General features: G+C 31.6%; 24 protein-coding genes. 6 read left to right on the forward strand and 18 right to left on the reverse strand.

Annotated elements, in window-relative coordinates; translation table 11 throughout:
- Window positions 1-52: 52 nt before the first annotated feature.
- From MT340_RS07625 to MT340_RS07640, 4 genes are read right to left on the reverse strand one after another with little or no spacing between them, the layout of a single operon-like run.
- The gene (locus tag MT340_RS07625) at window positions 53-856 is read right to left on the reverse strand and encodes a Cof-type HAD-IIB family hydrolase (protein WP_243589436.1); all 804 of its coding nucleotides are present in this window, start codon (window positions 854-856) and stop codon (window positions 53-55) included.
- A 51-nt stretch (window positions 857-907) separates the two neighbouring features.
- Entirely contained in the window at window positions 908-1,825 is a 918-nt protein-coding gene (gene thrB, locus MT340_RS07630) for a homoserine kinase (protein ID WP_243589437.1), read from the reverse strand.
- Window positions 1,826-2,887, reverse strand: coding sequence for a threonine synthase (gene thrC, locus MT340_RS07635; protein WP_243589438.1), 1,062 nt, complete (start codon window positions 2,885-2,887; stop codon window positions 1,826-1,828). It lies immediately after the preceding gene.
- 5 nt (window positions 2,888-2,892) lie between these two features.
- Window positions 2,893-4,170: a homoserine dehydrogenase gene (locus MT340_RS07640; protein ID WP_243589439.1), complete on the reverse strand. Its 1,278-nt coding sequence runs from the start codon at window positions 4,168-4,170 to the stop codon at window positions 2,893-2,895.
- 203 nt (window positions 4,171-4,373) lie between these two features.
- Between MT340_RS07640 and MT340_RS07645 the strand changes: the two genes are divergently transcribed.
- Window positions 4,374-5,756, forward strand: a complete 1,383-nt coding sequence (locus MT340_RS07645) for an aspartate kinase (protein ID WP_243589440.1) — start codon at window positions 4,374-4,376, stop codon at window positions 5,754-5,756.
- Between the two features lie 87 nt (window positions 5,757-5,843).
- Here the strand turns inward: MT340_RS07645 and MT340_RS07650 are convergent, their stop codons facing one another.
- A complete protein-coding gene (locus MT340_RS07650) occupies window positions 5,844-6,425 on the reverse strand; it encodes a hypothetical protein (RefSeq protein WP_243589441.1) in 582 nt (193 codons plus the stop codon).
- 460 nt (window positions 6,426-6,885) lie between these two features.
- On the opposite strand from MT340_RS07650, the gene MT340_RS07655 reads away from it, so the two are divergent.
- Complete coding sequence (locus MT340_RS07655) at window positions 6,886-7,743, forward strand: hypothetical protein (RefSeq protein WP_243589442.1); 858 nt, start codon at window positions 6,886-6,888, stop codon at window positions 7,741-7,743.
- 90 nt (window positions 7,744-7,833) lie between these two features.
- Here MT340_RS07655 and nucI read toward each other — a convergent pair whose 3' ends face one another.
- Entirely contained in the window at window positions 7,834-8,370 is a 537-nt protein-coding gene (gene nucI, locus MT340_RS07660; RefSeq protein ID WP_243589443.1) for a thermonuclease NucI, read from the reverse strand.
- Between the two features lie 163 nt (window positions 8,371-8,533).
- On the opposite strand from nucI, the gene MT340_RS07665 reads away from it, so the two are divergent.
- On the forward strand, window positions 8,534-8,725 hold the full coding sequence (locus MT340_RS07665) for a LapA family protein (RefSeq protein WP_243589444.1): 192 nt from the start codon (window positions 8,534-8,536) through the stop codon (window positions 8,723-8,725).
- 170 nt (window positions 8,726-8,895) lie between these two features.
- Window positions 8,896-9,078, forward strand: coding sequence for a hypothetical protein (locus MT340_RS07670; RefSeq protein WP_243589445.1), 183 nt, complete (start codon window positions 8,896-8,898; stop codon window positions 9,076-9,078).
- Here MT340_RS07670 and MT340_RS07675 read toward each other — a convergent pair.
- The 6 genes from MT340_RS07675 to MT340_RS07700 all read right to left on the reverse strand — a co-directional run bounded on the left by MT340_RS07675 (window position 9,075) and on the right by MT340_RS07700 (window position 14,260).
- Window positions 9,075-9,677 (reverse strand): response regulator transcription factor, encoded by a 603-nt coding sequence (locus MT340_RS07675; protein WP_243590253.1) that lies wholly within the window; start codon window positions 9,675-9,677, stop codon window positions 9,075-9,077. The two genes, MT340_RS07670 and MT340_RS07675, sit on opposite strands and share 4 nt — an antisense overlap.
- The gene (locus MT340_RS07680; RefSeq protein ID WP_243603728.1) at window positions 9,674-10,774 is read right to left on the reverse strand and encodes a sensor histidine kinase; all 1,101 of its coding nucleotides are present in this window, start codon (window positions 10,772-10,774) and stop codon (window positions 9,674-9,676) included. Before MT340_RS07680 ends, MT340_RS07675 begins: the two co-directional genes overlap by 4 nt.
- On the reverse strand, window positions 10,775-11,512 hold the full coding sequence (locus tag MT340_RS07685) for an ABC transporter permease (protein ID WP_481906663.1): 738 nt from the start codon (window positions 11,510-11,512) through the stop codon (window positions 10,775-10,777).
- Window positions 11,505-12,383, reverse strand: coding sequence for an ABC transporter ATP-binding protein (locus MT340_RS07690; RefSeq protein ID WP_243589446.1), 879 nt, complete (start codon window positions 12,381-12,383; stop codon window positions 11,505-11,507). Before MT340_RS07690 ends, MT340_RS07685 begins: the two co-directional genes overlap by 8 nt.
- Before the next feature lie 146 nt (window positions 12,384-12,529).
- A complete protein-coding gene (gene cls, locus MT340_RS07695) occupies window positions 12,530-14,005 on the reverse strand; it encodes a cardiolipin synthase (protein WP_279390860.1) in 1,476 nt (491 codons plus the stop codon).
- Window positions 14,006-14,065: 60 nt separating this feature from the next.
- Window positions 14,066-14,260, reverse strand: a complete 195-nt coding sequence (locus MT340_RS07700; RefSeq protein WP_243589448.1) for a hypothetical protein — start codon at window positions 14,258-14,260, stop codon at window positions 14,066-14,068.
- Between the two features lie 233 nt (window positions 14,261-14,493).
- Here MT340_RS07700 and MT340_RS07705 point away from each other — a divergent pair, with 233 nt between their 5' ends.
- Complete coding sequence (locus tag MT340_RS07705; protein WP_243603729.1) at window positions 14,494-15,519, forward strand: threonine aldolase family protein; 1,026 nt, start codon at window positions 14,494-14,496, stop codon at window positions 15,517-15,519.
- 190 nt (window positions 15,520-15,709) lie between these two features.
- Here MT340_RS07705 and glnA read toward each other — a convergent pair whose 3' ends face one another.
- The 4 genes from glnA to hflX form a co-directional block, all read right to left on the reverse strand.
- Window positions 15,710-17,050: a type I glutamate--ammonia ligase gene (gene glnA, locus MT340_RS07710; protein WP_243589449.1), complete on the reverse strand. Its 1,341-nt coding sequence runs from the start codon at window positions 17,048-17,050 to the stop codon at window positions 15,710-15,712.
- A 20-nt stretch (window positions 17,051-17,070) separates the two neighbouring features.
- Entirely contained in the window at window positions 17,071-17,439 is a 369-nt protein-coding gene (locus MT340_RS07715; RefSeq protein WP_243589450.1) for a MerR family transcriptional regulator, read from the reverse strand.
- A gap of 213 nt (window positions 17,440-17,652) precedes the next feature.
- Window positions 17,653-18,891 carry a methionine gamma-lyase family protein gene (locus MT340_RS07720; protein ID WP_243603730.1) on the reverse strand — a complete coding sequence of 413 codons (1,239 nt, stop codon included), beginning with the start codon at window positions 18,889-18,891 and terminating at the stop codon, window positions 17,653-17,655.
- A gap of 19 nt (window positions 18,892-18,910) precedes the next feature.
- On the reverse strand, window positions 18,911-20,149 hold the full coding sequence (gene hflX / locus MT340_RS07725; protein WP_243589452.1) for a GTPase HflX: 1,239 nt from the start codon (window positions 20,147-20,149) through the stop codon (window positions 18,911-18,913).
- Between the two features lie 109 nt (window positions 20,150-20,258).
- Between hflX and MT340_RS07730 the strand changes: the two genes are divergently transcribed.
- Window positions 20,259-20,735 carry a glutathione peroxidase gene (locus MT340_RS07730; protein WP_243589453.1) on the forward strand — a complete coding sequence of 159 codons (477 nt, stop codon included), beginning with the start codon at window positions 20,259-20,261 and terminating at the stop codon, window positions 20,733-20,735.
- Between the two features lie 192 nt (window positions 20,736-20,927).
- On the opposite strand, the gene hfq is transcribed toward MT340_RS07730, so the two are convergent.
- On the reverse strand, window positions 20,928-21,170 hold the full coding sequence (hfq, locus tag MT340_RS07735; RefSeq protein ID WP_243589454.1) for an RNA chaperone Hfq: 243 nt from the start codon (window positions 21,168-21,170) through the stop codon (window positions 20,928-20,930).
- Entirely contained in the window at window positions 21,124-22,125 is a 1,002-nt protein-coding gene (gene miaA, locus MT340_RS07740; protein ID WP_243589455.1) for a tRNA (adenosine(37)-N6)-dimethylallyltransferase MiaA, read from the reverse strand. The genes hfq and miaA overlap by 47 nt, the downstream gene beginning before the upstream one ends.
- Between the last annotated feature and the right edge of the window lies 1 nt (window position 22,126).

The following is a 22,126-nucleotide window of genomic DNA, read 5'->3' on the forward strand; positions in this document are numbered from 1 at the left end:
CACTTTACTTTAGTATATATAACGTTGATATAAGTTACTCATGCTTTTTAATTTATAAGATTTCTTTTAAAGCTACAGGAATACCATTAGAATCATTATCTAATGTTACTCTATCTGCAACTTCTTTCAGTTCTTCAGTAGCATTTCCCATTGCTACAGAATATCCAACTACTTCAAACATAGATTGGTCATTTAAACTATCCCCAAAGCATACAACCTCTTCTAAAGGAATGTCTAATTTTTCACATAAAGCTTTAATAGCATTACCTTTAGAAACATCTTTAGCCATAAACTCTAGGAAAAATGGTTTACTCGTAGTGACATCAATGTTGGAGTTAAATGAACCATGTAAAGCATCTCTTGCATTCGTAATATTCTCTACATAATCTACACCCATCACTTTAGGGACATCTTCATTAATGTACTTTTTAATATCCTCTACCCTTTTCATTGGTAAACCTGTAACTTGGGATTCAATCTCTCTATATTCATGATCGCCATCGTGAATAATATGACCATCTTGATAAGTAAGCACTAGAAAGTTTTTTTCTCTACAGAAGTCTACAATTTCATCAAAGTCTTCTTTTGAAACACTTTTACTTACTTTTATTTCTTCAGTGGCTACTTTGATTGTTTTTCCACCGTTATAACTAATGATATAACTATCATGTTTGTCTAGATGTAACGCTTTAGCTACTGGCATCATTCCCTCTGTTGGTCGTCCGGAAGCCAACACTACTTTATAACCTTGGTTTTGGATATCTATTAAATATTCTTTTGTTTCAGGACTTACTTTATTATCACTATTTACTAAAGTATCATCCATATCCATAACTATCACTTTGAAATTACTCATATCTATATGGTGCTCCTTTCAAAAATCACTTGTTCTCATTTTACAATAATTTTAGGAAGGATACACAATTTGTTCAACTACACCTACTTGGTTAATCGTCGCTAATTCAGAATGACAATTGGTAATTTGGTGCTTTAACGTTCTAACTAACTCACCACTTTTTTCTTTACGACTAAACGTTAAGATCGTTGGTCCCGCACCACTAATTACTGTAGCATAGGCATCATATTTGTTGGCTAACGCTTTTACCTGTTCAAATTCCGGTATCAAATGTTGACGAAACGGTTCATGAAAACCATCTTGCCCCATCATTTTTCCAGCAAGTTCATAATTATGCTGTATTAAAGCACAAATCATTGTATTACTAATCGCACTATTTTGAATTGCTTTCTTATGTGAAAAATTATCTGGTAATACATTTCGTGAATCTTCAGTTTTTAACTCATATGGAGGGATAGTTAAAATAATATCAACATCAGGCACCTCAATATGAGCTACATTTGTTTCTTTCGTCTCAGGATTATAATAACCTGCTAATAATCCACCATATATTGTTGGTGCTACGTTATCAGGATGCCCTTCAATTTCTGTCGCCAATTGAAGTAACTCATATTTTGAAAGCTGTATATTTCCAAAATAATTAGCGATATACAATGCCCCAACTAAAGCAGATGCTGAAGATCCTAATCCTCTCGCTAATGGAATGTCACTTCTCATTTCAATCTTTAAAGCTGGTAAAGCAATATTATATTTAGCAGCAACTTGTTGGGCGACTTGATAAATATAATTATCTTTATTGTTAGGAAGACTATTTAATTCTGGACTTAAATAATCAAATTCCCACTCGTCTCCTTCAATTCTATGAATATATAAATTTAAATATTTGTCGATAGCCATTCCAATCGAATCAAATCCTACCCCTAAATTAGCAGTTGATGCTGGAATCTTAAGGTGCAAATATTTATTCATTTATAATGCTCCTTTAATATAATCAATAATACTTGCTTTATCATTCGGAAGCGGTTGAATAGGATTATCTAAAATAGAAATGGCTGTGTCAGGGTCTTTTAAGCCATTACCAGTTAAAATAGCTACAACTTTTTTATCTTTAGGTAACTTACCTGCACGATGTAATTTAATGAGCCCAGCAATAGAAGCGTTACTTGCAGGTTCACTAAATACGCCTTCTTTAGAAGTCATTAATTGGTAAGCTTCTAAAATTTCTTCATCTGTTACACTATCAATCAAACCGTTAGATTCTTCTAAAGCTTTTGTCGCTTTCGTCCAGCTAGCAGGATTTCCAATTCTAATAGCTGTTGCAATTGTTTCAGGATTTTTAATTACTTTATTTTGAACGATTGGAGATGCGCCTTCTGCTTGGAAGCCAAACAATTGTGGTAATTGGCTACCTTTTTTCTCGTGATATTCTTTAAATCCTTTCCAATATGCAGTAATATTTCCAGCATTTCCTACTGGGATTGCTAATACATCCGGTGCTTGTTCTAATTGTTCAACAATTTCAAATGCGCCTGTTTTTTGACCTTCGATACGATATGGATTAACTGAATTAACTAATTCAATTTCATCATCATTTGCCGCTATTTCTTTAACGATTTCTAAAGCTTCATCGAAATTACCTTCAATCGAAACGATTTCAGCGCCATACATTACAGCTTGGGATAACTTTCCTAACGCGATTTTACCTTCAGGAATGACGACTATTGCTTTCAAACCTGCTCTAGCGGCATAGGCTGCTGCAGAAGCTGATGTATTACCAGTTGAAGCACAAATCACTACTTTTTTACATTGTTCTTTTGCTTTTGTGACAGCCATTACCATCCCACGATCTTTAAAAGAACCTGTAGGATTTGCACCCTCAAATTTGACATATAAGTCGATGTTTAACATTGCTGATAAATTCTCACAATGGATAAGTGGTGTATGGCCTTCATTAAGTGTTAAATGAGGTGTGTCTTCATTCACAGGTAAATATTCTTTAAATTCTTCTACTAATCCTTGCCATCTTTTCATAATTATTAAACTCCTTCAACTGGATAAATTTTTTCCACATTCAACCCTGCTTTATTTAGTTCATCTTCCGGTGATAGATCTAAGCCAACAATCACTATGCCATATGATGTTTCATCTCTTTTTTCAATTTGAAGCGATTTATGGAAAGGTAAGATTGCTTTTAATTCGTCTTCAAATCGTTCAATTGAAATGTCACTATGAATGACAACATAATAATTTAACTTTTCCTTAATAGAAACTGACTCATCACTGTTCATTAATTCGCGGGTTTCATCTGTCTTTAACTCAAAATGTGGCGGAAGCGTATGCAAGTTCGATTCAAAAAATAGCGCGACATTTAATAAGTCACTTACTACCGCACTGCCTGTCGCTAAACTACCAGCCCCTTTACCATAAAACATAGTATCTCCTACATTATCACCAATAACATAAATAGCATTATATTCATTTTCTACAGCAGCTAATTGGTGAGATTTATGTATTAAAGTTGGTTCTACAGAAGCGTAAACTTTGCTGTTATAATATGTTCCTTTACCAATCAGTTTAATCTTATAACCTAATTTATCTGCTACATTGATATCGCTTAATGTTGTATTACTAATTCCTCTTACTTTCACATCACTTAATTTAATGACTTGGTTAAATGATAAGTATGAAGTAATTACCACTTTACGTGCTGCATCTATACCTTCAACATCATCAGTAGGATCTGCTTCTGCATAGCCTAAGCGTTTTGCTTCATCTAATGCTTCTTCAAAAGTGGATTGTTCGCGTGTCATTTTAGAAAGAATAAAATTAGAGGTACCGTTCAAAATCCCCATAAACTTAGAAATGTTATTGGCATTCAAACCATTATTAATGGCGTTTACAATTGGGATACCGCCTGCAACACTTGCTTCAAATTTTAATGCTACCCCTTGTTTTTCAGCTAAGTCTTCTAATAGTTTTAGATGCACAGCAAGTAAATCTTTATTTGCCGTAATGACATGTTTACCTCTTTTAAGGGAATCTCTAAGCCAATCGACAGTAGGTTCTATTCCACCCATTACTTCAATAACGATATCAATTGAATCATCATTCAAAATTTCATTTACATCTTCAGTTAGATGATATTGACTAATATTGATAGGTCTTTTTTTAGACTTGTTACGAACTAAAATATGTTTAATAACTATATCTTTATTAAGCGTATCTTTAATTTGTTGTCTATTTTCTTCAATAATTTTTACTACACCTGATCCAACTGTTCCAAGACCAAGCAAAGCAACATTCAATTCTTTCATATAACTATCTTCCCCCATATGTTTGTATTACTGAGAAATACAATTGTTTTATTGCAATATACTTAACTATAGTATACTATTAAATCATATTAAATCGATAGGACTTTTTTAGCGTAAAAAGTGAATATATAGATATATATTACCACGTGGTATCAGAAAATTAAACAAAATTTTCTGATTTTTTAGAAAGGTTGATACAATTTATGAAAGTAGCAAAGTTTGGCGGTAGTTCAGTTTCTAATGCAACTCAAATTAAAAAAGTCCTTAACATTGTCAATGAAGATGATGAACGTAAAATCATTATTGTTTCTGCTCCTGGTAAAAGGCATAAAGATGACATTAAAACAACAGATCTTTTAATTCGTCTATACGAAAAAGTCTTAAACGGCTTAAATTATCAAGATAAGAAAAAAGAGATTATTCAGCGTTATGCAGATATTTTAGAAGAATTAAATATGGATATGATTTTCTTAGCTACAATTGATGAGACGCTTGAGCACATTATTAAAACACTAAAAGACGAACCCCCTCGTTTATATGATGCGCTATTATCATGTGGAGAAAATTTTAATGCTCAACTCATTGCCAGTTATAATGATTCTACAGGGGTTAAAACAACGTATCTTTCTCCTAAAGATGCTGGTATTTTAGTCACTGATTTACCTCAACAAGCACAAATATTAGAGGAAGCTTATGACCAAATTTATAAACTAAGAGAAATTGAAGGAAAAATTATTATTCCAGGCTTCTTTGGGGTTTCTAAAAATGGTTATGTCGTGACATTTCCAAGGGGTGGCTCAGATATAACTGGGGCAATTATCGCTAGAGGAATAAAAGCCTCTATTTATGAAAATTTCACTGATGTTTCAGGAATTTTTAAAGCAAATCCAAATGTTATTAAGAAACCTGAACTTATTAATGAAATTACATATAAAGAAATGCGTGAATTATCTTATGCAGGATTTGGTGTGTTCCATGATGAAGCGTTACAACCTTTATATAAACACAGAATTCCCGTCGTTATAAAAAACACTAATCGACCTCAAGACAAAGGTACGTTTATTAGACATGATCGTGACGTAAACGATAAAGATGTGATTATTGGAATAAGTTGTGACAAAGACTTTACAGTCATCAACATTAAAAAATATTTGATGAATAGACAAGTTGGTTTTACTCGCAAAATATTAGAAATTCTTGAAGATTTCAATATTTCTTTTGATCACATGCCTTCAGGGATAGATAGTATCAGTATTATTATGCGTACACATCAAATTAAAGGTAAGGAACAAGAAGTTTTAAATGCTATACGAAGAAAATGCGAAGTTGATGAGTTAAATATTGAACATGATTTGGCGATATTGATGATTGTAGGAGAAGGAATGAACAAAGCTGTAGGTACAGCAAATAAAATCACACATGCGTTAGCTGAATCTAACATTAACTTAAAAATGATTAACCAAGGGGCATCTGAAATTTCAATGATGTTTGGTATTTCCGTTGAAGATGCTGATAAGGCTGTGCTTTCAACATATGAATATTGCTATCATGGCGTATGTTTAAAAAATTTATGTTCTAAAAATTAATAAAAAGCAACTGATATGTAGATAAACATTTTTAAAGTTTAATCTAGAAATATCAGTTGCTTTTTACATCATATAATCATACAAAAGCTAGCTTTGTGTTAAGGCTTCTTTGATCCTTTGTTCGCCCACTACTACTTTTAATATAACAAATTGATAGTAACTTAACGCTTCTAATACCAATTTGTAATTAGGTAATTGATGATAATTTTGGTTATCCATTAAATCATACATGAGAACTATTTCAGGTTTAATATAGTCTACATTCCAAGTGAGCGAATGAAAATATATATTATTTTTAGGAATTCTAATGTTTTCATCTAATCTAAATATCCATTCTTCATTTACTACATCATAAATAAAAATATTTAGCGCTACTTTATTATTAATAGTGACGTCAATATGTGCTACTTCTGGCACATTTAATTTATCTTTATCCATCTTTTCATCATTTTTATTGTAATAATTAAATGTATACGATGAAGGAATTACTCTTAGTACTTCGACTAAATACTTTCTTTCCACACATATGTCAACTTTCGAAGGTAGTATAAAGTTATCATTCAAAAATAACTGCATAGCGACTTCCCCGTGAAATTTAAAAGATGTTCGACATTTTAACTTTAAAATGTCTACTAATTGTTCAACATGTTCTTGATGCTCATTCTCCATTCATCTACCTCCTAAGGAAACGCTTTCATAATGAATATTATACCTTTCTCATACTTTATTTTCAAACTTCAAATTATGAAAAATATGTAAATATCCAACTAGTAAATTGATAATCATTACATTTTAAGTTCATTCATGTTTAATCATTAAATAATTATTATAAAATATTCTCTTAAATATTTCGATATATATTCTTACAAATATTAAATTTGTTTTTAAATAAAATAACCTTCATTCATTTCGAAATAGTACATAAGATGATACTTCTCAAGTTATTAATAAAGAATAAATTTAAATACGCTTCATATTATTTTAACAAAATCTTAAAATCTTCTTGCTTTCCAGAATATTGAACTATCTATATAGAATGTTTATAATTTATATGTTGTTTTATATCATTTAATTTTTGAAAAAACGTTCTATGATATAAACGAATAAACAATAATGCAGGTGATTAGTGATGACGTTAACAGTTATTTTAATAGTTATCATCATTGTACTTATTTTGGCATTTATTTTAAATCAACGCTATATGCAAGATAGAGTTGATACTGAAATGTATGCTAGAAATCAAATGATAACTAAGAATTCAGCGTTAAGTAAGGAAAATTTAGATCTTAAAAATCAAATGTTAAGTACTAATAAAGAAATTAGTCCTCACGCTAAAAGTAATGCGAAAAGAGAATTACGAGAAATTTTAGATAATTATATCACTGAAGGTAAATTAAAATTTTATCATATTATTACGACTAGTAATTTAGCAACTAAACATCCTTTGTTTGAATACGCTAGAACATTTGATTTTATTGTTATTTCTGATGTTGGTTTAATCAATATTGATGTAAAAAAATGGAATCAGAAAACGTTTTATCATTTTAACGCGCCAGTAGACGACAAAATGGTTATTGATACTAGTGATGTCAATCAAATTGTTGGACATTATATTAGTAAACAATACCATAATCAATTCAATTCACCACGTAGTGAAATTTACACATTTATCGAAGAAGTTCAAAATAACAGGGTCATTTATGAATTTTATAATCATGATCCATATGAACAAGCAGCTATTAACTCTAAATCTTTAAAAGATAATATTGAAAAGAAATTTAATCATAAAATTCAAAGTATCGGTATCATATACTTCAGTGATGGAAGTGTTAACATCATTGAAGGTACGCAAGAACGGGAAAAATATGTAGATACAGTTTCAACAAAATATTCCCTTGAACATGTTATAAAGAATGCAATTGAATTCTCTAAACACCCACTTACTGAAGCTCAGGCTACTAAAATCGTCACTAGCTTTAGTAACTAGTTTTTCAATAAATCAACAATTACTTTTTTAAATAATAAAAGCGATTATCATACCTTTCCTCATATATAGTGTATGATAATCGCTTATTTTTTAGCTCCAAAGGTTAACTTTATTCTTTTTAGCTTCCGCTTCATCCTTTTCAAAGGTGCTTCTATATTTACCGTTAGGCGCGAAGTACTTTTCACGTGCTAAGCCTTGTTTTACTAACTCTTCATTAAACATTGTGTCTTTATCTAACCATACATATGCTAAAGTACGTCCATAGCGATCTTCTTTTTCTTTATCGTACTCTAAATAGACATCCTTACCTGTTAAATGATTTTTACTATAATTTGATGCTTCTTTTCCATAGGGTTGCACAGGTGTGTTCGGTTTAACGGTTTCAGGCGTATCCACACCAATTAATCTTATTTTTATTTCTTTACCGTTATTATTTTTAGCTACAAATGTATCTCCATCGACAACACGCTCAATATGCACTTTTTCTTTATCTTTTAATTCTGTAGTTGATGAAGTATGGCTTCCACTATTTTTAAACGGTCCTGTGTGATTAATAAATTGGAATGCCAATACTCCAACAATAATCACGGCTAATACTATTATACTGAGTGATTTTTTTGATTTCATGTATTCACCTGCTCCTCTTTTCGATACTTCCATATAATATATAATTAGAATTTAATCGTCAATTAAATATTTATTTTTATTAGTGCTAAATACTTTTTATTTTCTTGAAAATGAGGAAACCATTAAAATCATGCTATAATGTAATGCGTTAGGAGTGAAATACATGAACGAACGTAGTGAAAATTTAGTAACAATAATAGCTGTTGTAGTAGCCATCATTGTTGGCGTTATTCTTCAGATTGTTTATAAACTTCCAATCATTGTATCTGTGGTTGTAGCCGTATTATTAGGCGTTTTAGTAGGTTTTATAGTTTATATTATTCAATCATACTTAAACAAACGTAATAACAAATAAAATGCTAACTAGATTTGACTAGTTAGCATTTTATTTATATATTCAAGAGTATTTTATAAATACAGTGGTAAATATAAGAAACAAATCCAATTTTGAAAATAATTATAACTATTTTCGACAATACTCAATAAAAACCTCACATTAAATATTAAAGTAGAGAGGTGGAAACAATGGAAATTCTTGATATTATTATCGATACACACGGACTTATATACAGAGTTCAAACTCAAAATGGCAATATCTTTGAGCACACACTAGCGAATGATACACCGCCAGATAAGGTTGCTCAAGTTTTGCGTTTATTAGCAACACATGTAGATAAATTGGAAGCAGAAAAAACCAATGATAATTAGATCCATCCTTTATTTATTGCTTTTTTCCAAGCATCAAAACGGTTCTCTGCTAATAGTTTTTCAATTATAGTTGAAGTATAATTTCGCACTGTGCCATTAGAAAGGTATAATTTCTCCGCTATTTCTTTGCTACTTAAACCCTCACCAATCTCACGTAAAACGACTTGTTCTTTATACGTGAGAGGGTTAGATTCTTTAAATAAAGACGTCATTAGTGAGGTACTATATTCCCTTTCACCTTCCATCACTTTATGAATAGTGTTGACTAATTCATCTACTGAACGCTCTTTTAAAACGTAAGCATCCACTTCATTTGCTACTGCCTTTTCAAAATAACCTGGGCGTTTAAATGTTGTGACTATAATAATTTTTGTGTTAATTGACGTCTCTCTTAACTTTGCCAAGACTTCTAAACCTGTCATTCTTGGCAGTTCTATATCTAATATCGCAATATCTGGCATATTATGTTTAATGAAATTCAGTGTATCTTCGCCATTATCAAAATCATCTACGACTTTCATGTCTTCATTGAATTCTATTAATTGAACCATTGCTTGACGTAACATATATTGATCTTCTGCAATTACAATTGAAATCATTGTACACCTTCTCTCGGTATAGTGATTTTTAGTTGGGTACCATTAATTGACTCGACTTCTAACGCACCATGAAGTAATTCCACTCTATCACTTATACTTTTTAGTTTAATTTCTTTTGGGTTTTTAATTCCAATTCCATTATCTTTTACAAGTAATTGAATACTTTCTTGATTATTTTCTAATTTGCTTTCAACTTTAGTAGCTTGCGCATGTTTAATAATATTATTTATCATTTCTCTGAAAATCATCGCTAGTATAGACTGTTTGGCAGGATTTAAAGAATTGGCCCCTTGTTTATTTTCAAATGAAAATTCAATATTAGCATCATGTAATATATTATCAATAGATATAATTTCATCTTCAAAATTTTGCACTTTCAAATTCTCAATAATATGCCTTACTTTATTTAAAGTTTCTTTTGAAATTTCATTTATATTTTTAATTTCTTCTTTCGCAGACTCAGGGTTTGTTTCAATTAATTTAAAAGCTAATTCTGATTTTAAACTAAGGCTAGCAAACACATGACCTAAAGTATCATGTAAATCTTGTCCAATTCGATTACGTTCTTGTTCTGCAATAAGCACATTGATATATTTATTTTTTGCTTCAAGTTGTCTACGAGTTTCTCGATCTTTTGCAGTACTAAAATTTCCGAATAATAATGCTAAAATAACAATATAGTAAATAAGTAGACTTACTAAACTAAAAATGTCATCTTGATAAACTGTTACAATGAGACAACTCACCATCGTAAGCAATAAAAGCAAAAATTCGATTGATTTTACACTTGCTTTAAACATAAAAGGAATTGCAAATGCACTAAAGAAGAAAAATAAGCTTAGCATTGGACTAAATAATGCTACAAAATAAATAATTGCAATTAAATGTACAATAAATAAAGTTAAATTTAATCTATGATTTAACTTTTGATGAAACAGAATTAAACCACTGTAGGCAATAGTAAAAATAAATACAACTATAATATTTAGAATAAATTCTTCTCGATTTCTTGTTAAATAAACTCCATAAAACGGAAAGATAAGATAAATTAATGAAGAAATTTCTCCCATCCTAGCACCGAAGTCACGACGTGTCATTTAATTCACTTCTCTTTTCTTATTTATATATAGTGCAATGATTAAAAATACGAAGCTATACATAATTAAAATAACAAATGATTGTATATTGAAACCATTACCTTTACCTAAATCTAACGCAAGTTGACGTAAATGATAGGTAGGCATGCACTTCGAAATGTGTTGTAACCAATTAGGAAATGTTTGAATTGGAAACCATAGCCCTCCAAGAATTGCTAATACCATATTAAGTAGATTTGCAATACCACTCGCTTTTTGCGCTTCATTAAATTGGGTAATAATAAGACCAAAAGTTAAAAATAAACTTCCTCCAATCCATAATGAAAACCCAGATAAAACCCATTCACTCAAACTCAAATTAACACCTTTATAAAAATGCGCTACACTAAATAATAATATAATTGAAATCAAAAAAAGTGTCATCGTTTTTATAATCTTTGCTAAATAATAATTAAAAGTTGTCATAGGCGTAGCTATCAATTTTTTATACCAGCCAATATTTCTTTCTTCAATGATTTCAAGTGGAAATTGCATCAAACAAAATCCCATTAAACTAAACGTTGTCATACTATACATATACTCTTTATAGAAAACTTTTTTAGCATCTTCTGGTAAATCGATCAAAGAGGTAAATAATATATAAAATGCTACAGGAAATATGAATGCTAAGAAAGTAGTTAATTTGCGTCTAACCATTAATTTATATTCAGTTTTTAATAAAATCATAGTATTATTCATCATTTAATGCCCCTTTCTTATTAGTATTTGCAAACATTAATTCAAGCAATGATTTTTTATAAATAGTCATATAGTTTAAATTGAAGTTTAGTTCTATCAAGCTTTTTATCACTTTTTCAACTTCATTCGTATAAATTTTCAAATTTTCATTTTTCACTTCTGTTTTGAATAATTTTGCAAGTATTTGATGTATTTTATAGCTATAATTTGTTAACTCTATAACTGAATTATCTTGATTAGATAAGATATGTTGTGGCGTATCATTAATTTTTACTTTTCCAGCCTCTAAATAAATCACTCTATCAGCCATCCGCTCTACCTCTTCTATGTAGTGCGAAGTATATAATATTGTTATATTTTGACGTTTAAGGCGATAAATGATTTGCCAAAAATGTTCTCTTGTTTCTATATCCATAGCAGCTGTTGGTTCATCTAAAATTAAAAATTGAGGATTACCAATTAGTGTAAGCGCGAAATCTAACAGTCTTTTTTGGCCACCTGAAAGATCATTAGCATGTTGGTTCATTTGCGTTTGACTAAACTGCGTTAATTCCCTAAATTGCTCTAATGTCATACTATTTTTATACAAATTTTGATATAAATAAAATAATTCTTTAACTTTAATTAATTTTGGGAAGTTAGTACGTTGAAATAAGATTCCCATATTTTTTGATTGATTTAAGCCCTCTGTATCTTCAACCGAGCCTTTCGAGGCATGTTTGTGGCCGATTAATATATCAATTAATGTTGATTTACCTGCTCCATTTTTCCCAATTAAAGCAGTACATGCTCCCTTTTCAATTGTTAATGAAATATCCTTAAGTACCTCTTTTTTTCCAAAAGATTTAGACAAATGCATTATTTCAACCATGACTGTTTCACTTCCTTTTATAATATAGATATAATGTATCAATTCTTACTTCTTAGAGTTAGTCCAATCTGTCACTGTTTTGATATGACATTTGTCATAGAAAAACTCACTAAAACTAAAATTTAGTCTTAGTGAGTCGTAATTTTCTATAAAATTGGTGATACTAATTTTGCAAGATCTTCTTTAATTTTAATGATAACTGATCGTTTATCATATTCTTCTTTAGTTAACTGTTTAGATTTTTTAATATCTTCTTCAAATGCTGTTTTCAATTGTTGCGCGATATCTTTATCATAAATAAACGCATTGACTTCGAAGTTTAAAGCAAAGCTACGGTAGTCCATATTTGCAGAACCGACACTGCTAACTTCTCCATCAATCATAGCGACTTTTGAATGGATAAAACCATTTTCATATGTGTAGACTTTTACACCACTTTCAAGTAAATCTGCTGCATTTGAAAATGTAGCCCAATATACGAAAGGATGGTCGGGTTTACTTGGTATCATTAAGTGCACGTCCACGCCAGCATTAGCAGCCATTTTCAAAGCGTTAATATATGAACGATCTGGAATAAAATAAGGGCTTTGTAAATAAACCGATTTCTTAGCACTCATAATCATCTTAGTGTAACCATATTCGATTTGATGTAGTTCATAAGCCGGTCCACTTGAAGCAATTTGAATGGCTGAACCTCCTTGATGTTGTTCTTTCTTTGGTGGAAAATATCTTTCATCATATTCAAATTGTGGACGATGCGCTTGAGAGTTCCAATCGAGGATAAAACGCATCTGTAAAGCATCAACCACATCACCTTCTACACGAGTATGTGTATCACGCCAGTAGCCTAATTTTCCTAAACCTAAATAATCATCACCTATGTTAAACCCACCAATATAACCCACTTGTCCATCAATAATAATGATTTTACGGTGGTTACGGTTATTCATTCTAAAGTTGATTATAGGAAATTTAGAAGCAAAGAATGCTTCTACTTCGCCACCTAATGAAGTGAATTTTTTGAATTTAGCTCTTCCTACTTTCTTGGAACCTACATCATCATATAAAATTTTAACTTCCAAACCTTCTTTAAGCTTTGTTTCTAATGCATCAATAATTCGATGACCTAGCCCATCTAGTTCGAATGTATAATATTCTAAATGTATGTAATCTTTCGCATTATAGATATCTTCAATGACTTTGTCATATAATTTATGACCATCTGTAAATAAATCTACTTTATTTCCTTCAGTTAAAAACCCATCTTGTTTCATCAATAACATTCTAATCATGTCACGATGTTTTTTAACTTCTTTATTATTCGTTTGATAATTATTAGCGTCTAATGCCTCAACTTGTTGCTTAATGACATCTTTGAAGGTGTCCAGTTCTTTACCGTTGTTTTTTTCCATTTTACGTTTAGATACGGTTCTACCAAAGAATAAGTACAAGATAAAACCGATTAAAGGTAAAACAAATAATACAAATAACCAAGCCCATGTCGATGTTGCACTACGACGATCTCTTTCTAAAAATATAATTATAAAAGCTAAAACTAAATTAATAACAAACCCTAAAGCTAATATAATTGTAAATACAGTCCCTAAATCTGGACCAAACATATATTTAATAACATTTACTCCTATAAATCTTATAATTAGTGTTAATATTTATAAAGAACCTTATTGATTAACTAATGTCAAAATAGCACTTAAAACTTCTTCATTGTGTGGAAACTTTTGTTCTTCTACCTTTTCAACAGAAACATTTAAAAGTTGATATTGCCTACCTTCTTCACTAGCTAAAAACTCATTAACTTTATTTTCTAATTCCTCTAAAGTATTTTCTTTGAGTTTTTTAAATTTAACTTTATTCATATGTTTAACACTCCTATAGTCTATTTGTTTAAATGATAGTCTTTTTATATACGTTTAGCAACTAAATTTAAATTCATTAATTAACACACTCCACTATTTTTAAAACGTTTACAATTGTATTTTTAAAATAATAAATTCACATAATACTTAAGTTAAGGTATACTAAAGACATTCTTTTAAATTTTCAGAATAATTAAATAATTAATGTTGATTAAATTCGTGGAGGGAAATATATGATTTCTTTTGAAAATGACTATCTAGAAGGCGCACATGAAAAAGTGTTACAAAGACTACTCGATACCAATTTAATACAAGCAAGTGGTTATGGGGATGATCAATTTTCCAAAAAAGCAGCTGAACAAATCAAAGCTACTATTAAATGCCCTGAAGCAACAGTACGCTTCTTAGTAGGCGGTACACAAACAAATCAAGTTGTAATTAATTCCGTTTTAGAATCGTATGAAGGCGTCATTTCAGCTGATACAGGACATGTTGCAGTGCATGAAGGTGGCGCAATTGAATTTAGCGGCCATAAAGTATTAGCTATTCCTTCTCATGAAGGTAAAATCACGCCTAAAGAAGTTAACGCTTATTTAGATACATTTTATAGTGACTTTAAACGTGAACATATGGTATTTCCTGGTATGGTATATATTTCTCACCCAACTGAATATGGAACGCTATATAGTAAAGAAGAATTAAAAAACCTAGCTACTGTTTGTAAGGAACATAAAGTGCCACTGTTCATGGATGGTGCTAGATTAGGTTATGGATTGATGAGCGATCAAAGTGATTTAACTATTGAAGATATTGCGAAGTATTGCGATATTTTTTATATCGGTGGTACAAAAATTGGTGCCCTATGTGGAGAAGCGATCGTTTTTACAAATCATAACGAACCGAAACATTTTACTACACGGATTAAACAACATGGCGCTTTATTAGCTAAAGGTCGTTTAGTCGGTGTACAATTCTTAGAATTATTTACTAATAATTTATACTTTGACATTAGCCGTCATGCGATTAACATGGCTAACAAGATGAAAAAAGGATTTATTGACAAAGGCTATCAAGTGTATTTCGACTCACCAACAAACCAGCAATTCTTTATATTAAGTGAAAATAAGATTAAAGAATTACAGAAAAAAGTAAAATTCGCAGTGTGGGAAAAATATGATGACAACCATCGTGTTGTTAGATTTGCGACCAGTTGGGCGACTACTGAGAAAAATGTAGATAAGTTACTAGAGTTAATTTAATTATTCCTTTTATTTTTTCTTCTTTAATAGTTTTACGTACTTTTACAGTAATTTTCATTTTTGCATAACTCCTTAATTATATTTTGAAATATATGCTTCAATATTTGTCCACTTTTAAATATAAAAAAGAAGCTAAGACCTTTCGCCTTAGCTTCTATATTCCTAAGTCTTTCCCCGATTTGCTTAGCGATTAATATTGTTTCATGTATTGATCGCGTTCCCATTCAGACACTTGAGTGCGATAGTAGTCCCATTCAATTGATTTAGAGTTAATGAATTGATTGTAGATATGGTTACCTAACGCTTTTTTAACTGTATCGTTTTCACGCATAGCTTTTAACGCTGTGTATAAAGTTGATGGAAGATCTTGGATACCAACAGCTTCGCGTTCTTCACGGTTCATTTCATAGATATTTTGGTTAACTGGCTCTGGTACTTTAGTTTTGTTTTTAATACCATCTAATCCTGCTTGTAAAATAGTTGCTAATGCCATGTAAGGGTTGGCAGCTGGGTCAACTGAACGTACTTCAATACGAGTTGATAAACCTCTTGAAGATGGTACACGTACTAATGGTGAGCGGTTTTTACCACTCCATGCGATATAACATGGTGCTTCGTAACCTGGTACTAAACGTTTGTAAGAGTTAACTAATGGGTTACATACAGCTGTAAATCCACGGGCGTTATTTAAAATACCTGCAGTGAAGTGATATGCATCATCAGTTAATTGCATTTCACCATTTGGATCGTAGAATGCATTTTCTTTTCCTTTAAACAATGAAACGTTGAAGTGCATTCCGCTTCCGTTAACACCAAATAATGGTTTAGGCATGAATGTTGCATGTAAGTTATGTTTACGCGCAATTGTTTTAACAACTAACTTGAATGTTTGGATGTTATCACAAGCTGTGATAGCATCTGCATATTTGAAATCAATTTCATGTTGACCAGGTGCTACTTCATGGTGACTTGCTTCGATATCGAAGCCCATATCTTCAAGTTCTAATACGATGTCACGGCGGCAATTTTCACCTAAGTCTGTTGGTGCTAAGTCGAAGTAACCACCATTATCATTTAGTTCTAATGTTGGTTCACCTTTTTCGTCTAATTTGAATAAGAAGAATTCTGGTTCAGGCCCTAAGTTGAAATCTGTATAGCCCATATCTTCCATTTCTTTTAACACACGTTTTAAGTTATTACGTGGGTCACCAGCAAATGGTTCGCCATCAGTTGTGTAAACATCACAGATTAAACGTGCTACTTTACCTTGACCAGCAGTCCAAGGGAAGATAACCCAAGTATCTAAGTCTGGGCATAGATACATATCTGATTCTTCGATACGTACGAAACCTTCGATTGATGATCCATCAAACATCATTTCATTGTCTAAAACTTTTTCTAATTGGCTTACTGGTACTTCAACATTTTTGATTGTACCTAAGATATCAGTGAATTGTAATCTTAAGTATCTAACGTTTTCTTCTTTTGCAAATTTACGAATATCGTCTTTACTAAATGTACGTTTTGGCATAACAGAAATCCTCCAAATATTTAATTAATAAATCGGGATAAATCGCCACGATTTATTGGCAAAGCTTCACCGGGTGGTTTTTGCGTTGCGTCTACAATCATTCTCTTTCTAGTCTCTTGTTCATCGGGTGACAAATGCCCTTGGTTACCGGTAATAATTTGTTTAATACCCTTTAGGTTAAATCCTTTTTCAATTAAAGATTTGATTTCTAAAAGTCTTTCCAAATCATTTAAAGAAAACAATCGCTTGTTTCCTTCCGTACGTTCAGGCTTTACAAGTTCATGTGTTTCATAGTAGCGGATTTGTCTCGCAGTGAGGTCAGTTAATTTACAAACAACACTCATAGAGAACACGGCCATATTCCGTCTTATTCTATCGTTAGACATCAATAACCTCACCTCTACTTTTGAACTTGTCTTTAATTTAGCATAGTTTCAGATGCATTTCAAAAATATGTTAGGTTTTCTGACATAAAAATTAAAATACCTATAAAACATTGTCATATCAAGCATTTACCTCAGTTTTTATTAATTGTCATATCATAGTTTCATGTTAATTTTCAGAAAAAAATAAAATCCTACTTAAAAAAGTAGGATTTTTCACTATATCATATTCTGTTCTTTCAAATGACTAACTGCTCTTGTGACTGCAATCTTCACATGTTCATACGTTAATCCGCCTTGAACATAAGCTTCAAATGGTGGTCGAATTGGGCCATCTGCAGATATTTCAATGGAAGAACCTTGAACGAACGTACCGGCTGCCATAATGACATCATCTTCATAACCCGGCATGTAACTAGGTTCTGGACTAAAATGTGCATTAATTGGTGAAGCATGTTGAATACTTTGGCAGAACGCAATCATTTGTTCTTTCGTATCAAATTGAACTGTTTGAATTAAATCTGTACGTTTTTCATTATATTTAGGCACAGTTTTCATGTTCATTTTTTCAAGAAGTAAACTCGTAAATAACGCACCTTTTAAACTTTGGCTAACAACATGAGGCGCAAGGAAGAATCCTTGATACATTTCTTGAAGTGAATTTAGAGATGCACCCGCTTCTTTACCAATACCTGGAGCTGTTAATCGATAACCACAGCGTTCGATTAAATCCTTTCTACCAGCAATGTAACCACCAATCTTAGCTAAACCGCCTCCTGGATTTTTAATTAATGAACCAGCGATTAAATCGGCCCCTACTTCAATCGGTTCACGACGTTCGACAAATTCACCATAACAATTATCCACAAAGACAATAACGTTCGGATGATGCTCCTTAATACGTTGAATAGCCTCCTCAATTTCATCAACAGGAATCGATGGGCGTTGATCATAACCTTTAGAACGTTGAATTGCTACAACTTTCGTTTTTTCTGAAATAGCGTTTAAGACACTTTCAATGTCAATGCGTCCGTTCTTTAAAGCGACTTCATTATAACTGACGCCATGTTCTTGCAAACTTTCAATACCATTGCCGTTTACGCCTATGACTTCTAACAACGTATCATACGGGCTACCAGTAATATAAATCAGTTCATCCCCATATTTAAGCGTACTTTGAAGTGCTAACGTTATCGCATGTGTACCTGAAATAATTTGAGGTCTGACAATCGCATCTTCTGCTTTAAATGTATGCGCATATATTTCTTCTAAATGATCACGTCCGAAATCATCATAACCGTAACCTGTACTACCCGTTAAGTCACTTTCTGTGGCTTTAACATGATGAAATGCATTTAACACTTTTTCTTGGTTAATATATGCTGTTTCTTCTATTTCTCTATAATATGGCGCCAAAGTATCTTCTACTTCAGTAACCAATTGTTTCATATCTGACATGCTTAATGACTTCCTTTTATTATTTTTTATATCCTTCAATAAGGTATACTTCTTTTTCAGCGTCAAAATCCATTTCTTCTAATAATGTGTGTTGTTTTAAGAAGTATAATCTATCGGCATCAGCTGCTGGAACTGTCTCTTTATAATGCGTTAATGACGTTTTAATTTGTTGAATTAATAATTGTTTCACTTTAGTTTTATCTTCCTCAGCTCGACTTGAAACAAATACTGAAGGCGCATCTGCAACGGGTGTGTCCTCCTCATTATTGCATTGATCTTTTTTATTGAAAATGACTGCTTGTGGGATTTGATCCATGTCTAAATCTTTAACTAATTGATTGACAGTATCAAATTGTGCACGATGTTCAGAATGGCTTGCATCTACAACATGTAATAATAAATCTGCCCCTTTAGCTTCTTCTAACGTTGATTTAAAAGCAGCAATAAGCGTAGTTGGTAATTTTTGAATAAACCCAACGGTATCTGAAATAATTAAATTAAAGCCTTCATTAATTTGTATTTGTCTCGTTTTAGGATCTAGTGTCGCGAATAGTAAATCTTTTTCGAATGTAGTTTCGCCAGCTAGGACATTAAACCATGATGATTTACCAGCATTAGTATAGCCAATTAATGCGATTTGATAAACTTGGTTTTGTTCTCGTTTATTACGGTAACGTTCACGATGTTCTACCACAGTTTTAAGTTGATGTTTAATTTCATTCATACGCGTTCTAATATGACGGCGGTCCATTTCTAATTTAGTTTCACCGGGACCTCTTGTACCAATACCGCCACCTAGACGGGATAAGCTTTTCCCGTGACCTTGTAATCGTGGTAAAAGATAATCTAATTGCGCCAACTCGACTTGAAGTTTACCTTCTCTACTACGTGCTCTTAATGCGAAGATTTCTAAAATTAATTGAGTTCTGTCAATAATTTTTACGCTCAAATTATCATTTAATGTTTTTGACTGTGCAGTAGTTAATTCATCATTCGTTACTACTACATCTATTTCATGAAATTCTATAAAAGCTTTTAATTCATCGATTTTACCTTTACCAACATAATATTTATGATCGATTTGTTCTCTATTTTGCGTGATTTGTCCTTTAACATCTAGTTGGCAAGTTAAAGATAATGCTTTTAATTCTTCCATTGTTGACTCAAAATTAAATTGATCATCGTTTTGAGCATGTACACCGACTAAAACAGCAGTTTCTAATTTTTTCTTTGTATCATGAATGGGTTGCTGCGCCATGTTATACATCTCCTTCTAAAATGTTTCTCAAATATTCTATCATAGTGTGTTTCTAAAGACTATCTTCTGAAATTATGTTAAATTTAAGCTGATAAGAAAGGGTGATATTATGGAAAATATATATGATTTTGTAGTAAAAAAATCTAATGGTGAAGATTACAAATTAGCTGACTATAAAGGACAAGTTATGCTAATCGTAAATACAGCAAGCGAATGTGGTTTTACGCCACAATTTGAAGGCTTACAAGCTTTATATGAGAAATATAAAGATCAAGGTTTCATTGTTTTAGGTTTCCCTTGCAACCAATTTGGTGGGCAAGAACCGGGTACTGGTGCCGAAGCTAATCAAAATTGTAAAATCAACTATGGGGTGACCTTCCCTATCCATGAAAAAGTAGATGTTAAAGGAGACAATCAACATCCTTTATTCCGTTATTTAACTGATGCAGCTAAAGGCATGTTGAACGAAAAAATTAAATGGAACTTTACTAAATTTTTAGTAGATCGTGAAGGACATGTAGTGAGTCGCTTCTCACCACAGAAGAAACCTGCTCAAATCGAAAAAGATATCGAAAAATTATTATAAAACAATAAGAAAGCTTCGTATCAGAAGACATTTATTTTCAAATGTTTCTCTAATACGAAGCTTTTTCTTATTACAAACATTTCCTCTATTTGTTCAAAAGTGCTAAAATTGATGAGTTTTTAGCAAGTTAAAGATTTAAAAGACCGCTGTCTACGCTCTATAAAACGTTTAACTTGGCACTTTGATTACAACTTATTCTTCACTTGCAACTGTTGTTTCTACTTCTGTAGTTTCATCGTCAACAGTAAAAGTGCTGATCGCATGTTTGTAAATCAGATGGTGTTTGCCTTGAGAAACTAAGCTAATCACGTATTTATCGAAATCTTCGATAACACCTTTCATTTGAAATCCGTTTAAGAAAAAGACCGTGATTTCAGTTTTTTCTGCTTTAAAGTTCTCTAGTGCTTGGTCTTGGATGTTGTGGTTTGCAATCATGTTTAGAACTCCTTTTATTTATTTGGGTTGTAATCTCATCTAACATCATTTGAAGTGTCATTGTCTCTCTATTATACCAGTGAACATTGAGTTTATTTTTAAACCACGTCAATTGTCGCTTAGCATATTGTCTTGAATGTTGTTTCAACGTTTCAACAGCTGGTTCTAAGTCCATTTGCGCTTTGACGACAGGAACAAGTTCTTTGTAACCAATAGCTTGCATACTTTGAGTAGATTCAAAACCTTGTTCAACGAGTTGTTTCACTTCATTAAATAATCCGTGGCCCAACATAATATCAACACGTTTATTTATTCTTGAATATAATGTTTTGCGCGACATTTCAATCCCTATTAATAATGTATCATAATTTTCTGTAAATTGTTGCACTTTCTTGCGAGAACTTAAAAGTTTTTTCGTTTTTAGGTAGTATTCTATCGCTCTATTTACTCTTTTTCGATTATTAGGATGAATATCTTTTGCAGATTCAGCATCAAACGAAGCTAAGTATTGATGTAAAGTTTGATTATCAAGTTGTTCTAATTCGCTCAATTTTGCGTTTGCTTGTGCCTCCACTTCTTGAGATACACTCTTTTCATCATCAAATGGATAGTCATAAATTAATGATTGTATATAAAGGCCAGTGCCTCCAGCTATGATAGGTATTTTACCTCTAGCAGTAATATCATCAATCAAAGTTTCGGCTCTTTTTTTAAAATCATAAGCAGAAAAAGTATCATCTGGATTCAATATATCTATCATATGATGAGATATGCCATCCATTTCTTCTTGAGTCACTTTAGCGGTTCCAATATCCATTTGTCGGTACACTTGCATAGAATCTCCACTAATAATTTCTCCATTGATGCGTTTAGCTAATTCGATGCTTAATTCAGTTTTTCCTGAAGCGGTCGGTCCCACTATAACCACTAAAAAGGGTTTAGTTGAATCACTCAAA

This window comes from Staphylococcus sp. NRL 16/872, from assembly GCF_022815905.2.
GTDB lineage: Bacteria > Bacillota > Bacilli > Staphylococcales > Staphylococcaceae > Staphylococcus.

What these genes read in the sequence shown, in the direction of transcription:
- MT340_RS07720 (WP_243603730.1), bottom strand. Translation starts at nt 18,891, where the DNA reads ATGTCAGATATGAAACAATTGGTTACTGAAGTAGAAGATACTTTGGCG.
- MT340_RS07670 (WP_243589445.1), top strand. Translation starts at nt 8,896, where the DNA reads ATGGAAATTCTTGATATTATTATCGATACACACGGACTTATATACAGA.
- glnA (WP_243589449.1), bottom strand. Translation starts at nt 17,050, where the DNA reads ATGCCAAAACGTACATTTAGTAAAGACGATATTCGTAAATTTGCAAAA.
- nucI (WP_243589443.1), bottom strand. Translation starts at nt 8,370, where the DNA reads ATGAAATCAAAAAAATCACTCAGTATAATAGTATTAGCCGTGATTATT.
- MT340_RS07625 (WP_243589436.1), bottom strand. Translation starts at nt 856, where the DNA reads ATGAGTAATTTCAAAGTGATAGTTATGGATATGGATGATACTTTAGTA.
- MT340_RS07705 (WP_243603729.1), top strand. Translation starts at nt 14,494, where the DNA reads ATGATTTCTTTTGAAAATGACTATCTAGAAGGCGCACATGAAAAAGTG.
- thrC (WP_243589438.1), bottom strand. Translation starts at nt 2,887, where the DNA reads ATGAAAAGATGGCAAGGATTAGTAGAAGAATTTAAAGAATATTTACCT.
- cls (WP_279390860.1), bottom strand. Translation starts at nt 14,005, where the DNA reads ATGTTTGGTCCAGATTTAGGGACTGTATTTACAATTATATTAGCTTTA.
- MT340_RS07690 (WP_243589446.1), bottom strand. Translation starts at nt 12,383, where the DNA reads ATGGTTGAAATAATGCATTTGTCTAAATCTTTTGGAAAAAAAGAGGTA.
- thrB (WP_243589437.1), bottom strand. Translation starts at nt 1,825, where the DNA reads ATGAATAAATATTTGCACCTTAAGATTCCAGCATCAACTGCTAATTTA.
- MT340_RS07675 (WP_243590253.1), bottom strand. Translation starts at nt 9,677, where the DNA reads ATGATTTCAATTGTAATTGCAGAAGATCAATATATGTTACGTCAAGCA.
- MT340_RS07645 (WP_243589440.1), top strand. Translation starts at nt 4,374, where the DNA reads ATGAAAGTAGCAAAGTTTGGCGGTAGTTCAGTTTCTAATGCAACTCAA.
- MT340_RS07665 (WP_243589444.1), top strand. Translation starts at nt 8,534, where the DNA reads ATGAACGAACGTAGTGAAAATTTAGTAACAATAATAGCTGTTGTAGTA.
- MT340_RS07730 (WP_243589453.1), top strand. Translation starts at nt 20,259, where the DNA reads ATGGAAAATATATATGATTTTGTAGTAAAAAAATCTAATGGTGAAGAT.
- MT340_RS07650 (WP_243589441.1), bottom strand. Translation starts at nt 6,425, where the DNA reads ATGGAGAATGAGCATCAAGAACATGTTGAACAATTAGTAGACATTTTA.
- hflX (WP_243589452.1), bottom strand. Translation starts at nt 20,149, where the DNA reads ATGGCGCAGCAACCCATTCATGATACAAAGAAAAAATTAGAAACTGCT.
- MT340_RS07655 (WP_243589442.1), top strand. Translation starts at nt 6,886, where the DNA reads ATGACGTTAACAGTTATTTTAATAGTTATCATCATTGTACTTATTTTG.
- MT340_RS07640 (WP_243589439.1), bottom strand. Translation starts at nt 4,170, where the DNA reads ATGAAAGAATTGAATGTTGCTTTGCTTGGTCTTGGAACAGTTGGATCA.
- MT340_RS07685 (WP_481906663.1), bottom strand. Translation starts at nt 11,512, where the DNA reads ATGAATAATACTATGATTTTATTAAAAACTGAATATAAATTAATGGTT.
- MT340_RS07700 (WP_243589448.1), bottom strand. Translation starts at nt 14,260, where the DNA reads ATGAATAAAGTTAAATTTAAAAAACTCAAAGAAAATACTTTAGAGGAA.
- MT340_RS07680 (WP_243603728.1), bottom strand. Translation starts at nt 10,774, where the DNA reads ATGACACGTCGTGACTTCGGTGCTAGGATGGGAGAAATTTCTTCATTA.
- hfq (WP_243589454.1), bottom strand. Translation starts at nt 21,170, where the DNA reads ATGATTGCAAACCACAACATCCAAGACCAAGCACTAGAGAACTTTAAA.